The sequence below is a fragment of the Polaribacter sp. HaHaR_3_91 genome (assembly GCF_019278525.1).
GTDB lineage: Bacteria > Bacteroidota > Bacteroidia > Flavobacteriales > Flavobacteriaceae > Polaribacter.
Genome location: NZ_CP058986.1, coordinates 2,961,981 through 2,975,745 on the forward strand (window position 1 = coordinate 2,961,981; position 13,765 = coordinate 2,975,745).

Below are 13,765 nucleotides of genomic sequence, written 5' to 3' on the forward strand. Positions count from 1 at the left end.
AAATAAGTTATTTTATATTTGTTACTTATGAAATACTTTATACTTATTCTAGTTGTCTTTATATCGTCATACACAATTGCTCAAGAAAAATTCTCAAAAGAAATTAGCTTAATCACAGATAACGATTTATATGTTTCTACAGTTAGAGATAGATATTATACAAGTGGAATTTTCTTAAGTTATAGCTACCTTTCTAAAAATAAAAAAGAGTCTTTGGATAAACGAATTTTAGAATGGAAAATAAATCAGGAAATGTATACTCCTTTTAAAGCTACAGTTCAAAACGCTAGCAATCACGACAGACCTTTTGCAGGGTATTTATATGGGAGCTTCGGCATAAAAAGAATCTATAAGAACAACCAAATTTTTAACACTACTGCTCAAATTGGGGTAATAGGCAGTAATTCTTACGCAGAAGAATTACAAGAGTTGATACATAATGTTTATGGCTTTAAAGAAGCAGTAGGCTGGGAACATCAAATAGAAAATGCTTTTGCTTTAAATTTTAATGTGGAATATTTAAAAACAATTGTAAACAACCAAAACCAGCTTTTTGACATCACTTGGACCAACAACGTAAATTTAGGTTCTGTCTATACAAATATTTCTACAGGAGTTTATAGTAGAATTGGATTAAAACCTCTTCAGAACTTAGCTAATTCAATTGCCTTTGATACAAACCTAAATAACGAACATACTAATTACTTTAGAGAAGTTGAATCTTTTTTTTACATAAAACCAATGTTGCGTTACGCAGTTTATGACGCAACTTTACAGGGAAGTTTCCTCAACAAAACGAGCCCAATTACAAAGGATTTAAAGCCAATTGTCTTTCACCTAGAATTAGGATTAAAATTTACTGCAAACCGTTTTAACTTTGGATACTCATTTCACTACAATACAAGCAAATCTAAAGATTTACGATTTACGAATGGACATAGATACGGTAGCATCGCAATTAACTATCTATTGAAATAACCTAATTTTAATTAACAAAAATAGCTCGTAACTATTCCTCAAAAAACTCATCTTTAAAACCGATTAAATATAATTTTTCTTGCGCCCTAGTTAATGCGGTATACAACCATCTATAATATTCTTTAGATACTCCTTCGGGTAAATAAGGCTGCTCTATAAACACAGTTTTCCATTGCCCTCCTTGAGATTTATGGCAGGTCATAGCATAAGAAAACTTAACTTGTAATGCATTAAAAAACAAATTCTTTTTAATTTCCAGAAACTGTTTAGACTTCGATTTTAAATGTGCATAATCTTCTTTTACTGCCTGATATAATTTATTAGATTCCTCATAAGTTAAAGAAGGAGTTTCACTCGTTAAAGTATCTAACAACAAAACGGTTTCAAAAGGCTGCATTTCTGGATAATCAATCATACTTACTTCTACTTCTGCAAATTTGAAACCATACAATTCTTTAATAGAAAATATTTTTAAGACCTCACAAATATCTCCATTGGCAATAAAACCTGCGGTTGAATTTTCTTTTAACCAGAAATAGTTGTTTTTTACAACCATTATATAGTCTCCAGCAGAAATTTCATTTTCTTGCCCACGAATTTTCATTCTAATTTGCTGATTATAGTCATTTGCTCTTTTATTAGAACGCACAATAAATGCAGTATCCTCTACACCATCACTTTCATAAGCAGTAACTAAAGCGTCTTCTATATCATAACCATCATCTAAACGAACAATATCAGGGAAATCAACATCAAACTTAAAATTAATAGTATCATTTTGAATCATTAACCTCAATAAGGTAGCATTTGCAAGAATTCCAGAATCTTCATGCTGACGCATAACTTCATCTAATTCAATTTCAGTGACATTCTTATGATAGTCATACACCAAGGTATCTTCTTCTAAAGCAGGACTAATATTTAACTTTACAGGAGGTAATTGAGCAGTATCACCTATAAATATCAATTTACACTGATGACCAGAGTACACATATCTAATTAAATCGTCTAATAATGATCCCGAATCGAATAATTGTTGATTCTGCCTACTATCAGGAATCATAGAAGCCTCATCCACAATAAAAATAGTATTTCTATGCTTATTAGGTTGCAAAACAAAACCTACACCACCATTTGACTGTTTTTTAGGAAAATATATTTTTTTATGAATTGTAAATGCAGGTCTTTTAGAATATATAGAAATTACTTTTGCTGCTCGCCCTGTTGGCGCTAGTAAAACTGCTTTTTTACCAATAGCTCCCAAACTATTAACATAAGCACTAATACTTGTTGTTTTCCCGGTACCAGCGTACCCCTTTAATAAAAACAATGCATCTGTATCTTCTGTAAAGCTAAAATCGCTTAAAAGATTTAATAATTTATTCTGCTTCGTTGTTGGTGAAAATTGAAATTTTTTCAATAATTCTACGTAAAAATCGGCTCTTTTATTTATCATATAAAAATTAATACAACAAAGATACATTGATTTGTAAATAAAAGTTTTTATCATAAAAAAAAAATTGTAGATTTGCCTTAGGACTATTAAAAAAAATACTTAACAATGGGATTACTTGGAATGATTTTGGCAGCTGTTTTAGTTGCAATATTACTAGCTTTTATTATAGTTAAATTTTTACCATTAAAACTAAGGTGGATTGCCTCTATATTACTTTTGGCATTAACCGCTTTTTTAGTTTCTAAAATATACTACGGTATTATGGAGCCAATTATTTTTAACAAAACAAAAGTTGTTAAGTACAGCAAAGTTGTTGATAAATTAAAAATAATTAGAGATGCAGAAGTTAAACATTTTGAAGTAACAGGAACATACACTAAAGACAAAAATGCTTTATTGCAATTTATTGACACTGCTAGATTAGCTTTAACAGAAACAAAAACTGTTGTTGAAAAAGAAGATAGAGGTGGTGGAATTATTATTGATGTAGAAAAAAAGAAAGTAGATACTATAGGTTACGAGCCAGTTTCTAAATACTTTAAAGGTAAAAACTACAAAGAGATGTTTAAAGTACCTGGTGTAGAAGGAAAAGAGTTTGATATTGAAGTAGGAACAGTAGAAAAAGTACCAGGAATGGTAGTACCAACATTCTATGTAAAAACAGATAAGAAAGACATTTTAAAAGGAATGAATGAATCTCTTTTAAAACAAGAATTAGAGCAAGTTGCAACAGACCAAATTAAAGGAGAATTTGTTTCTGTAGGTTCTTTAGATGAAGTTTCAACTGGTGGTAACTGGCCTCCTGCTTATGATAAAAAAGACCGTGATCAAGAAGAATAGTAGAAATACTGTAACACACTCAAAAGATACAAAGTTATCCATTCAATTTAATTTGGATGGATTTTCTTTTTGTATCATAAACAACACTACAAAAGAAACTAATTATTTTTCTGAATATGTTTTTAAAGAGAAACAATTAACTCCAGAGAATCTATTAAAAAAAATAGAAGAAATATTTAAAACAGATATACATTTACAAAAAGATTTTTCTTCTGTTTTAGTTATTCATCAAAACAATTTATTTTCACTAGTACCTAATCAATATTTTTCTGAAGACGTACTTTCTGAATATCTTAACTTTAATATTAAAACATTGGCCACAGATTTTATTGCATATGATGATATAGAAACCATCAATGCAAAAAATGTATATGTGCCTTATGTAAATATTAATAATTACTTATTTCAAAATTTTGGAGAGTTTGAATACCAACATCATTTAACTATTTTAATTGAAAAATTAATTTCAACTAATAATTCTGACGATAAAAAGGTATTTGTAAATGTTTCTAAAGAAAATTACGACATTGTTGTACTAGAAAATAAACAATTGCAATTTTCCAATTCATTTAATTTTCAAACAAAAGAAGATTTTATCTATTATATCTTATTTACATTCGAACAATTAAAGTTAGATGTAGAGAAAATAGGTTTATTTTTTACGGGAGATATTGAGCCAGAATCTGAAATTTACAAAATAACGTATCAATACATTAGAAATGTTTCCTTTTTAGAAAGCAACAACAAAATTTTTAATGAATTAGATGCTTCTAAACATTCTAATTATATACTTTTAAATTCATGAGAATAATTTCTGGAAAACACAAAAGTAGACGTTTATCAGCGCCTAAGAACTTACCTGTTCGCCCTACAACAGATATGGCAAAGGAATCGTTGTTTAACATTTTAAATAACACGTATTTCTTTGATAGTATTGCTGTAATAGACCTTTTTTCTGGTACAGGAAACATTAGTTACGAATTTGGTTCTAGAGGAACAAAAGATATTTACGCTATAGATGCTCACTTTGGATGTATAAAATATATCAACGAAACAGCTAAAGTTTTAGACTTACCAATAAATACTTTTAAAAGTGATGTTTACAAGTTTTTAGAAAAGACTTCTTTACAAGCAGATATTATTTTTGCTGACCCACCTTACGATTTTGAAGAAGAACAATTTTTAAAAATAGTAGATTTAGTTTTTACTAGAAAACTACTAAAGGAAGAAGGTGTTTTAATTGTTGAACACTCTAAACATACAGAACTTTCTAAACATGAAAACCACAGTTACGACAAGCGCTACGGAGGAAATGTATTTAGTTTCTTTGAAAACGAATAATTTTTATCAATTAAAAGTTTACTCATAAAAAAAACACGGCAAATGCCGTGTTTTTTTTATGTATGAAAAATATAATATATCTATAATAGAGACTTTATAATATCTGCGACTGTAATTCCTTCTGCCTCTGCTTTGTAATTTTTTACAATTCTGTGCGATAAAATAGGGATTGCTACTGCTTTCACATTCTCGATATCCGGAGAAAACTTTCCGTTTACAACTGCATGTGCTTTTGCTGCTAAGATTAAGTTTTGAGATGCTCTTGGTCCTGCACCCCAATCTAAGTAAGATTTTACTAAGTCTGTCGCTTCTTTAGATTTTGGTCTTGTTTTACCAACTAAACCAACTGCATATTCTATTACATTATCTGCAACAGGAATTTTACGTATTAGTTTTTGAATTTCAACAATTTCTTCCGCCGAAAACAATGGATTTATAGTGGTGTTTTTATTACCTGTTGTACTTTTTACAACTGCTACCTCTTCTTCAAATGAAGGATATTCTAAATAAATAGAAAACATAAATCGATCTAATTGAGCTTCAGGTAAAGGATATGTCCCTTCTTGCTCAATTGGGTTTTGTGTTGCTAATACAAAGAATGGTAAGTCTAATTTATAATGATTCCCAGAAACCGTTACAGAACGCTCTTGCATTGCCTCTAATAAAGCTGCCTGCGTTTTTGGTGGAGTTCTGTTAATTTCATCAGCAAGAATAATATTAGAGAAAATAGGTCCTTTTATAAATTTAAAATGTCTGTTTTCATCTAAAATTTCACTCCCTAAAATGTCGGAAGGCATTAAATCTGGCGTAAACTGAATTCTTTTAAAACCTAATCCTAAAGCATCTGACACTGTATTTACTAACAAAGTTTTAGCCAAACCAGGTACACCAACTAATAATGAATGTCCCCCGCAAAAAATAGACAATAAAGTAAAATTAACAGCCTCATGCTGACCTATAATTACTTTACCTATTTCTGTTTTTAGCGCGTTGTATTTATCTACTAAATCCTTTACAGCTTTAACGTCAGACATTATTTATTTACTGCTTTTTTCCAATTCTTATCAAACGTACATTTACTATGTGTAAGTCCGATGTTAATGTAAGTGTCTTTTATTTTTTCTTTAGACCATTTTGTAATAGTTTCTTCTTTCTTTTTTTGAAGTGCTAGTTGCTGTACTTTAACGTAATCATCAATAATATTTGCAACATGCGTATCTGTTCTACCTTTCATTAAAATGAATTTAAACATTTTATCTCCAGATCTTTCTTCATCATAAAAAGGGTCTGTCATTTCACCTTTTTTAAGATCACTTACTCTTGCATAAAAAGCAGGATCCATTCTTGTTAAATCGAATTTAGATTCTCCTGTGGATGGGTTAATAATAAGCCCGCCACTATTCCTTGTATCCTCGTCATCAGAATATTTTTTAACAGCTTCCTCAAAAGTTAAAGCTCCTTCTCTAATTTTTTGAACAATACTATCTGCTTTCACTTTAAGCTCATTCATTTTAGAATCTGGAACTTCTGGTTGCATTAATATATGAGAAGCAACTCTTGTATTTCCTTTAACTGCATGCAATTGCATAATATGATAACCAAATTCAGATTTAAATGGTTTAGAAACCTGACCAATATCTAAAGTAAAAGCCATTTCTTTAAATTCTTTAATAAAAGCAGATTCTTTTGTCACTGTATACTCTCCTCCATTATTTGTAACTCCAGGATCATCTGAATTAATAATCGCTTTCATTCTAAAGTTAGATCCGTCTTCTATATCCTTTTTAATTTCTAATAACTTAGCAATAACTCTTTCTGTTTCTTCTTTTGTAGGGACTGCTGTTAAAACTATTTGAGCCAATTCTATCTCTGCAGGAAACTGAGGTAATTCTCCTTTTTCTTTTAATCCATTAAAATACAAACGAACTTCTTCTGGAGTAACATCTATTTTTTCTGTAATTTTTAATTGTTCTTTTTCAATTAAAAGATTTTCTGTTTGAACCGTAGTCAGTTCCTTTTTTAAATCTTCTAAATCATTAAAACCATAAGCTTTAATTACTTTGTCTATATTTCCGTATTGTTGTGTAAAGTACTGAATACTTCTATCTACTTTATCAGAAATTTCAGCATCAGAAACTGTAACACTATCTACAACTGCGTGATGTGCCATTAATTTCTGCTGCATTAATTCTTCTAGCATTTCGCAGTCTGAAATTTGCACTTTCCCTTCGCTTCTTACCTCTACCTCTTGCTTAAATTTAGCAATATCAGAATCTAAAACTATGTTTTTACCAATAACAACGGCTACACCATCTATTTTCACCTTTTGTGCGGAAGTTTGCAGTCCTAAAAAGCATAAGAATAATGCAAAAATTGATGATTTAATATATTTTAAAATTGTTGTTCTGTGTTGCATCTTTTACTATTATTTTTTCTATCTCTCTTAATAATTCAATTTTACGTTTATGTAAAATCATTTGTTCTATGGTTGGTGTAATATAACTTAATGGCGCAATAGAATTACGCTCTAAAACATCGTTTATAGCCACCAAATATAAACCTATTGAGTCTTGTTTTTCGATGAATTTTGTTTTTTTTAACAGTTTTTCCTTGGAAAAAGGAAGTTTTAACAAAATGTTATCTAATTGCGTCCAAACAGAGTCGTTAAATTGATGTGATTTAAAACTCAACTCTTGTTTTTCTAATTTTTCTAAATCAGTAATATCATCCGATTTAAAAAGCTTTAAAATATTCTTTTTATCTTTAATATTATTATCTACATGAAGATATCTTATTTTAACTAGCTCTTCATTTAATTTAAAATTCTCCATATTCAACATATAATATTCCGCTAATTCCTCTTCAGAAATAACAGTATCTAATTGTTGTTTTACAAGTTGTTCTTTAAAATTATTAATTAATAGACTTTCTTTATAATCTTTAACTAAATTGTCTATTTGATTTACCGTTTCTAGAGAAATATTATTCTTTGCTTTTTCTAGCAAAAGTCTTTTAATTGCCCAATTTTGAATATAGCTTTTTACCAACACTAAGCTATCTACATTACTTATATTTTTAGGTAACACATTTGCTAAGTCTTCTTTAAAAAGCTTTTCCGCATTAACAGAAGCCACAATTTCTGAGGTGTTAATTTCTTTTTCTTTCATTGTAAAAAATTCACAAGAAGAAAATAGCACTACACAAAATAGGAAAACAATGTATTTCATTATTTATTTTCGTAAAATTTAATTAACTTTTTTAATTCCTTTTTACTCACTTTAACTTTACTTTTCTTTCTTAAATCTGCAATCCAATTTTCGTCTAAAAAGTTTTGATAATCATTAATCACCTGTCCTTTTATACTATCTAAATCGCTTGTTGCATAAGTATCCTTTTGGTTCTCAAAGAACTTTTGCAATCCAATTGAATCGTTAGAAGACTTTGTCCAGATTTTTTCTTGCATCAATTCAAAAAGCAACAAACCATCTTCATATTCTTTTAAAGTATATGCATATTCTGGTTCTGTATAAATTAAATTCTCTTTATAATAGGTAAGAATTTGATCATCTTTAAACATTTCAAAAAGTTTAAAAACAGCTAAATGCCTTCTATTTCTAATATATTTTATAAAAGTTTCTTGTGTAATATTTTTATCATTTATACTAATAATTGTATTCTGTAATGAGTCTTTTGGAATTGCTCTTAGGTTTTTACGATCTAAAATCTTTTTAGCTTCATCATATTCTGTTATTGTGTACTCTTTTTTCAATTTATTTACAACTGCATCTTCAGACAACTGCATTCTAGAACTCTTTTTTATCTTTTCTTTTAATTCAACTTTCATTTCATCAAAAGATTTAATAGGATGTTTTTTTAACAATTGTACAATATGCCAACCAAACTGACTTCTAAATGGTTTAGAGAAATCTGATACGTTTTCTAAAGCGAAGGCTGCATCATCAAATGATTTCACCATTCTTCCTGCTCCAAATTTACCTAGCTTACCTCCATTATTTTTAGAACCCGGATCTTCTGAGTATTTTTTTGCTAAATCGTCAAAACGCTCTTTATTATTTAATTTAGCATAAATACTATCTATCTTCACTTTACCAACAGCAGTGGTGTCTCTTATTAAAATATGTGCTGCTTCAATTTCTCCTTTAGATTCCTTTACATCATCAACTTGCATAATATGATATCCAAATTGTGTTTTAAATGGCATAGAAATTTCACCAACCTTAGTAGCATACGCAGCAACCTCAAAAGGATACACCATATTAAAAGCAGAGAAATAGCCTAAATTACCACCATTTCCTTTTCTTCCTGTTTTAGGATCGTCTTGTGCAGATCTATCTTCTGAATATTGTGCCGCTATTGCTTCAAACTGTTCACCTTTTATAATTCTTTCTCTTAGTTCTAAGATTTTATTATAAACCATTAAGGTATCTTTTGGTGATGCTTCTCTTGGCAATCTTATTAAAATATGCTTTGCCTTTACCTGATTTTTAGTTCTAAAATAAGCGTCTTTCACTAATTGATCTATAAAAGTAGTATCTTGTAAATAAGGTGCAGAAAGCTGATTTTTATAAGACTCCATTTCTCTTTTATAAGAAGGCAATGTATCTAAATTAATAGCATAAGCTTCATTTACTTTTAGCTTATAATTAATATATAAATCTAAATTTTTAGTAACACTTTTAGCCTCTTCATTATCTATAGCATCTAAATTTTTTTCATAGACTCTTTTAAATTCAGAAACAGTTGTTGTTTCACCATCAATTGTAATTAATGTTTTATCTTTCTTTTGTGAGAAGACAGACATTGATACACTTAAAACAAATAATAAAACTATTTTTTTCATAAACTACTTAATTATAATGATATGATTCCTTTAATTTTTTCAGCTTTTAAATAATAATAAATTACTTTATCTGAACTTTCTATCTTTAATACGATAGAAACGCTCACATATTTCCCCGTCTTAGATTTTTTTGTATTAATTACTGCCCCAGAATCGTTAAATAAATCTTCTACTTCTTGTACCTGATTACCATCTGTAGGTACAATAAATTTATACATATAATCTGCAGGAAACTTTGTAGTATCGTCTAATTGGCTCTTTAACTTTTTATAAAATTCTTTTTTATCACTCATAAAAATACTTTCTTAAATCTAAATTAATTATAAACAACAAGACACAAAATTACGTTAAAAATTAGTTTTATAAAGAGATTCATTTATTTTTGTGAAATGCAGCAAAAAATAGTCTTAATAGGTGGACCTGGAACAGGAAAAACTTCCGTTATAAATGAATTAACAAATAGAGGGTATTTTTGTATGCCTGAAATTTCTAGAGAAGTAACCTTAGAAGCTCAAAAAAAAGGAATCGATCAACTGTTTTTAACAGAACCTTTATTATTTAGCAAAATGCTTTTAGAAGGCAGAGAAAAACAATTTTTAGAAGCGAATAAAAGCGAGCAAAAACTAGTCTTTTTTGATAGAGGAATTCCGGATGTTCATGCATATATGGATTATTTTAAAACCGACTATCCAGCAACATTTTTCGAAAAATGCAATCTTTATAAATACACTAAAATTTTTCATTTCTCTCCTTGGAAAGACATTCATATAACTGATAACGAGCGCTATGAATCTTTTGAAGAAACCACTGAAATAGACCGATTTTTAATGAAATCTTATACTGATTTAGGGTACGCAATAATTAATGTTCCTTTTGGCTCTTTAAAAGAAAGAACAGATTTTGTTATAAATTCGCTTGCTTGCGAATTATGATTTCGCCAAAAGAAATATTAAAAAAATATTGGTGCTTTTCTGAATTTAGACCCCAACAAGAAGAAATAATTACGGCATCTTTAGCACAAAAAGATGTAATTGCATTACTGCCAACAGGTGGAGGAAAATCTATCTGTTTTCAAATTCCGGCTTTAGCACAAGAAGGTGTCTGTTTAGTTATTTCTCCTTTAATTGCTTTAATGCAAGATCAGGTAGAAAACTTAACTCAAAAAGGAATAAAAGCAACAACCATTAAATCTGGTTCTACACAAGATGAAATGATAACATTGTTTGACAATGTTAAATTCGGAGGCATCAAATTCTTATATCTTTCTCCAGAAAGGTTGCAATCTTACTTTATTCAACAGAAAATAAAAGAATTAAACGTTAATTTAATTGCTATTGATGAAGCACATTGTATTTCTGAATGGGGACATGATTTTAGACCCTCTTATAGAAACATCAATATATTAAGAGAATTAAAACCAGAAACTCCTTTTATCGCTTTAACAGCAACGGCAAACCAAAAAGTTCTTGGTGATATTGAAAAAAACCTTGAATTAAAAGAACCACAACTTTTTAAAAAATCTTTTTACCGAGAAAATTTAGCGTATCAGATATTTACGATTGAAGATAAATTACAACGCTTACTTCAAATATTTACAAAAACGAAAACACCTGCAATTGTTTATGTCAATTCTAGAAAAAAAACAGCTCAGATAGCCTCATTTTTAAATGCAAATAATTTTAAAAGTTCCTTTTACCACGCTGGATTATCATCCGTAGAAAAAAATATTTCTTTTGAAAATTGGATGACAGAAAAAACACCCATTATAGTGGCTACAAATGCCTTCGGAATGGGAATTGACAAAGCAAACGTTGGTTTGGTTATTCATTTAGACTTGCCAACAAGCATCGAAAATTACGTACAAGAAACTGGTAGAGCAGGTAGAAGTGGTAAAAAATCGTTTGCCGTTTTATTGTATAACAAAAGTGATGTTTTATTATTTAAAGAACGCTTAGAAAAAAAATTATTAAGCATCTCTGAAATTAAAGAAATCCACAGAAAATTATATCAATATTTTAGAATTTCTTTAGGCGAATTAAGCGAAGAATCTTATTCTTTTAATCTTTTAGAGTTTTCTAAAAAGTATAATTATTCCGTATTAAAAGTAGATACTGCTCTTAAAATATTAGCTAATAACGGAATTATAGAAATTAGCAATCAGTATAACAAAAAATCTACATTGCAGTTTATTGTGAACAGTAAAACGGTTTTAAATTATTTGGATAAAAATCCTATAATTAAAAATTTTACCAACGCTATATTAAGAACCTATGCTGGTTTATTTGAGGAGGAAGTAAAAATTGATGAATTTTTTATCGCTAAAAAATCTGGTTTAACCACCAATCTTGTTTTAGCAAATTTTGAACGTTTAGAAAAGGATAATATAATTGCTTACAAACCCATAAAAAATGATGCAGAACTCTTATTTTTAGTACCAAGGGAAGATGATTATACTATAAATAGGTCTTCTAGAGAAATGAAGCAATTCATCCATCAGAAAAAACAAAAATCTGAAGATTTAATTGCTTTTGTAAATAACAATTCCGTTTGTAGAAGTAATCAAGTTTTAAGTTATTTTGATGAAATAAAAACCGAAAAATGTGGCATTTGTGATGTTTGTATTGCAGAAAACAGAAAGCCTACCAAAAATTTAGCATCAGAAATACTACTACTATTAAAAGAGCAACAAGTTTTATCATCCCAAGAAATTAGTGCTTCTTTAGTAGCAGATGAAAAAGACATTTTAATACATTTGCGACAACTATTAACAGATGATAAAATAAAAATCAATCATCAGAATAAATACCAATTAATCCACTAATTATGAAAGACATGCGTATTGTTTTTATGGGAACTCCAGATTTTGCTGTTACTATTTTAAAGCATTTGGTAGAAAATGATTATAATGTAGTTGGTGTTATTACAGCAGCAGACAAACCAGCAGGAAGAGGAAGAAAGTTAAATGAATCTGCAGTAAAAAAATATGCAACTTCGGTAAATTTGCCAATTTTGCAACCTACCAACTTAAAAAACGAAGATTTTAATATAGAATTAAAAAATTTAAATGCTGATGTACAAATTGTAGTCGCTTTTAGAATGTTGCCTAAAGTAGTTTGGCAAATGCCCAAATATGGTACTTTTAATTTACACGCTTCTTTATTACCAGAATATAGAGGTGCAGCACCAATACATTGGGCAATTATAAATGGAGAAACTAAAACGGGTGTAACCACTTTTTTTATTGATGATAAAATTGATACTGGAGAAATTATCTTACAAGAAGAAATAGCAGTTTCAGAGACAGAAACAGTTGGTACATTACATGACAAGTTAATGTTTTTAGGAGCCGATTTAGTTGGTAAAACTATAGACTTAATTGCTACAGAAAAAGTAACCACGACAAAACAACCAGATTTAGAAGAAAAATCTGCTTCTAAATTAAATCCTGAAAATTGCAGAATAGATTGGACAGATTCTTTAGACAACATCTATAATAAAATTAGAGGTTTAAACCCTTTTCCAGCAGCTTGGACAATCATCAAAAATGGAGAAGATGAAATAACAGCAAAAATCTATGCCATTAGAAAAGAAATAGAAAAAGAAGCTCATGATTTTGAAATTGGTAAAATAATTGCTACTAAAAAAGAATTAAAAGTAGCTGTTGATGGCGGTTTCATTATTATTGATGAAATAAAACTATCTGGAAAGAAAAAAATGGATGCAAAAAGTTTATTAAATGGCTATAATTTTTCTTCTGAGGCGAATGTCTTCTAAAGCCTTTATCCGTAAGGTTTTTACAGATTTTCGTTATTTCCAACTACCTTTATTAACAATTTACACATATTTATTAACAAAAAGGTGCTTTTTTTGCACTCAAATTTGCGTAAACCCTTAATCCATCTATATTTGTTAAGCTATTAAGCAAAAAATATACAATTAATTTTAAAAAATTTATTTATTATGAACAAGTCAGATTTAATCGATGCAATGGCTGCTGATGCAGGAATTTCTAAAGTAGCAGCTAAAGCGGCATTAGAATCTTTTACAGACAATGTAACTTCTGCTTTAAAAGGTGGTGATAAAGTTGCATTAGTTGGTTTCGGTACATTCTCTGTTTCTAACAGAGCTGCTAGAACTGGTAGAAATCCTCAAACAGGAAAAACTATAGAAATTGCTGCTAAAAACGTAGCTAAATTTAAAGCTGGAGCTGGTTTAAGCGACGCTGTAAACTAAAACATATAGTTTTAAAGTATATAAAAGCTCTCTTTTTTAAGAGGGCTTTTTTTTAT

Annotated in this window: 14 protein-coding genes; 8 read left to right on the forward strand and 6 right to left on the reverse strand. The window is 29.0% G+C overall.

The annotated features are described in order from the left end of the window. Positions 1 to 27 precede the first annotated feature (27 nt). Positions 28 to 978 carry a lipid A deacylase LpxR family protein gene (locus H0I27_RS12500; RefSeq protein ID WP_218731019.1) on the forward strand — a complete coding sequence of 317 codons (951 nt, stop codon included), beginning with the start codon at positions 28 to 30 and terminating at the stop codon, positions 976 to 978. Between the two features lie 31 nt (positions 979 to 1,009). Here the strand turns inward: H0I27_RS12500 and H0I27_RS12505 are convergent, their stop codons facing one another. Beyond that, positions 1,010 to 2,434, reverse strand: coding sequence for an ATP-dependent RecD-like DNA helicase (locus H0I27_RS12505; RefSeq protein ID WP_218731020.1), 1,425 nt, complete (start codon positions 2,432 to 2,434; stop codon positions 1,010 to 1,012). 105 nt (positions 2,435 to 2,539) lie between these two features. Here H0I27_RS12505 and H0I27_RS12510 point away from each other — a divergent pair, with 105 nt between their 5' ends. From H0I27_RS12510 to H0I27_RS12520, 3 genes are read left to right on the forward strand one after another with little or no spacing between them, the layout of a single operon-like run. Beyond that, complete coding sequence (locus tag H0I27_RS12510; RefSeq protein ID WP_218731021.1) at positions 2,540 to 3,274, forward strand: hypothetical protein; 735 nt, start codon at positions 2,540 to 2,542, stop codon at positions 3,272 to 3,274. Next, positions 3,243 to 4,079 carry a DUF3822 family protein gene (locus H0I27_RS12515; RefSeq protein WP_218731022.1) on the forward strand — a complete coding sequence of 279 codons (837 nt, stop codon included), beginning with the start codon at positions 3,243 to 3,245 and terminating at the stop codon, positions 4,077 to 4,079. The genes H0I27_RS12510 and H0I27_RS12515 overlap by 32 nt, the downstream gene beginning before the upstream one ends. Beyond that, the gene (locus H0I27_RS12520) at positions 4,076 to 4,615 is read left to right on the forward strand and encodes an RsmD family RNA methyltransferase (protein WP_218731023.1); all 540 of its coding nucleotides are present in this window, start codon (positions 4,076 to 4,078) and stop codon (positions 4,613 to 4,615) included. Before H0I27_RS12515 ends, H0I27_RS12520 begins: the two co-directional genes overlap by 4 nt. Before the next feature lie 80 nt (positions 4,616 to 4,695). On the opposite strand, the gene H0I27_RS12525 is transcribed toward H0I27_RS12520, so the two are convergent. The 5 genes from H0I27_RS12525 to H0I27_RS12545 are packed head-to-tail and all read right to left on the reverse strand — an operon-like array spanning position 4,696 to position 9,769. Further along, positions 4,696 to 5,649 (reverse strand): MoxR family ATPase, encoded by a 954-nt coding sequence (locus H0I27_RS12525; RefSeq protein ID WP_218731024.1) that lies wholly within the window; start codon positions 5,647 to 5,649, stop codon positions 4,696 to 4,698. Next, on the reverse strand, positions 5,649 to 7,031 hold the full coding sequence (locus H0I27_RS12530; RefSeq protein ID WP_218731025.1) for a peptidylprolyl isomerase: 1,383 nt from the start codon (positions 7,029 to 7,031) through the stop codon (positions 5,649 to 5,651). Before H0I27_RS12530 ends, H0I27_RS12525 begins: the two co-directional genes overlap by 1 nt. Beyond that, positions 6,997 to 7,782: a hypothetical protein gene (locus tag H0I27_RS12535; RefSeq protein WP_254712669.1), complete on the reverse strand. Its 786-nt coding sequence runs from the start codon at positions 7,780 to 7,782 to the stop codon at positions 6,997 to 6,999. Before H0I27_RS12535 ends, H0I27_RS12530 begins: the two co-directional genes overlap by 35 nt. Positions 7,783 to 7,841: 59 nt before the next feature. Further along, positions 7,842 to 9,476: a peptidylprolyl isomerase gene (locus H0I27_RS12540; RefSeq protein ID WP_218731027.1), complete on the reverse strand. Its 1,635-nt coding sequence runs from the start codon at positions 9,474 to 9,476 to the stop codon at positions 7,842 to 7,844. 11 nt (positions 9,477 to 9,487) lie between these two features. Then, on the reverse strand, positions 9,488 to 9,769 hold the full coding sequence (locus H0I27_RS12545; protein WP_218731028.1) for a DUF493 family protein: 282 nt from the start codon (positions 9,767 to 9,769) through the stop codon (positions 9,488 to 9,490). 96 nt (positions 9,770 to 9,865) lie between these two features. Between H0I27_RS12545 and H0I27_RS12550 the strand changes: the two genes are divergently transcribed. The 4 genes from H0I27_RS12550 (at position 9,866) to H0I27_RS12565 (ending at position 13,709) form a co-directional block, all read left to right on the forward strand. Then, positions 9,866 to 10,408, forward strand: coding sequence for an AAA family ATPase (locus H0I27_RS12550; RefSeq protein ID WP_218731029.1), 543 nt, complete (start codon positions 9,866 to 9,868; stop codon positions 10,406 to 10,408). Next, complete coding sequence (locus H0I27_RS12555) at positions 10,405 to 12,297, forward strand: ATP-dependent DNA helicase RecQ (RefSeq protein WP_254713088.1); 1,893 nt, start codon at positions 10,405 to 10,407, stop codon at positions 12,295 to 12,297. Before H0I27_RS12550 ends, H0I27_RS12555 begins: the two co-directional genes overlap by 4 nt. A 2-nt stretch (positions 12,298 to 12,299) precedes the next feature. After that, entirely contained in the window at positions 12,300 to 13,250 is a 951-nt protein-coding gene (fmt, locus tag H0I27_RS12560) for a methionyl-tRNA formyltransferase (RefSeq protein WP_218731030.1), read from the forward strand. 186 nt (positions 13,251 to 13,436) lie between these two features. Next, positions 13,437 to 13,709: an HU family DNA-binding protein gene (locus H0I27_RS12565; protein WP_068449845.1), complete on the forward strand. Its 273-nt coding sequence runs from the start codon at positions 13,437 to 13,439 to the stop codon at positions 13,707 to 13,709. Positions 13,710 to 13,765 lie beyond the last annotated feature (56 nt).

Excerpts from the sequence above, each read along its gene's own strand:
- H0I27_RS12500 (WP_218731019.1), top strand. The coding sequence starts at position 28 with ATGAAATACTTTATACTTATTCTAGTTGTCTTTATATCGTCATACACA.
- H0I27_RS12505 (WP_218731020.1), bottom strand. The coding sequence starts at position 2,434 with ATGATAAATAAAAGAGCCGATTTTTACGTAGAATTATTGAAAAAATTT.
- H0I27_RS12510 (WP_218731021.1), top strand. The coding sequence starts at position 2,540 with ATGGGATTACTTGGAATGATTTTGGCAGCTGTTTTAGTTGCAATATTA.
- H0I27_RS12515 (WP_218731022.1), top strand. The coding sequence starts at position 3,243 with ATGATAAAAAAGACCGTGATCAAGAAGAATAGTAGAAATACTGTAACA.
- H0I27_RS12520 (WP_218731023.1), top strand. The coding sequence starts at position 4,076 with ATGAGAATAATTTCTGGAAAACACAAAAGTAGACGTTTATCAGCGCCT.
- H0I27_RS12525 (WP_218731024.1), bottom strand. The coding sequence starts at position 5,649 with ATGTCTGACGTTAAAGCTGTAAAGGATTTAGTAGATAAATACAACGCG.
- H0I27_RS12530 (WP_218731025.1), bottom strand. The coding sequence starts at position 7,031 with ATGCAACACAGAACAACAATTTTAAAATATATTAAATCATCAATTTTT.
- H0I27_RS12535 (WP_254712669.1), bottom strand. The coding sequence starts at position 7,782 with ATGAAAGAAAAAGAAATTAACACCTCAGAAATTGTGGCTTCTGTTAAT.
- H0I27_RS12540 (WP_218731027.1), bottom strand. The coding sequence starts at position 9,476 with ATGAAAAAAATAGTTTTATTATTTGTTTTAAGTGTATCAATGTCTGTC.
- H0I27_RS12545 (WP_218731028.1), bottom strand. The coding sequence starts at position 9,769 with ATGAGTGATAAAAAAGAATTTTATAAAAAGTTAAAGAGCCAATTAGAC.
- H0I27_RS12550 (WP_218731029.1), top strand. The coding sequence starts at position 9,866 with ATGCAGCAAAAAATAGTCTTAATAGGTGGACCTGGAACAGGAAAAACT.
- H0I27_RS12555 (WP_254713088.1), top strand. The coding sequence starts at position 10,405 with ATGATTTCGCCAAAAGAAATATTAAAAAAATATTGGTGCTTTTCTGAA.
- fmt (WP_218731030.1), top strand. The coding sequence starts at position 12,300 with ATGAAAGACATGCGTATTGTTTTTATGGGAACTCCAGATTTTGCTGTT.
- H0I27_RS12565 (WP_068449845.1), top strand. The coding sequence starts at position 13,437 with ATGAACAAGTCAGATTTAATCGATGCAATGGCTGCTGATGCAGGAATT.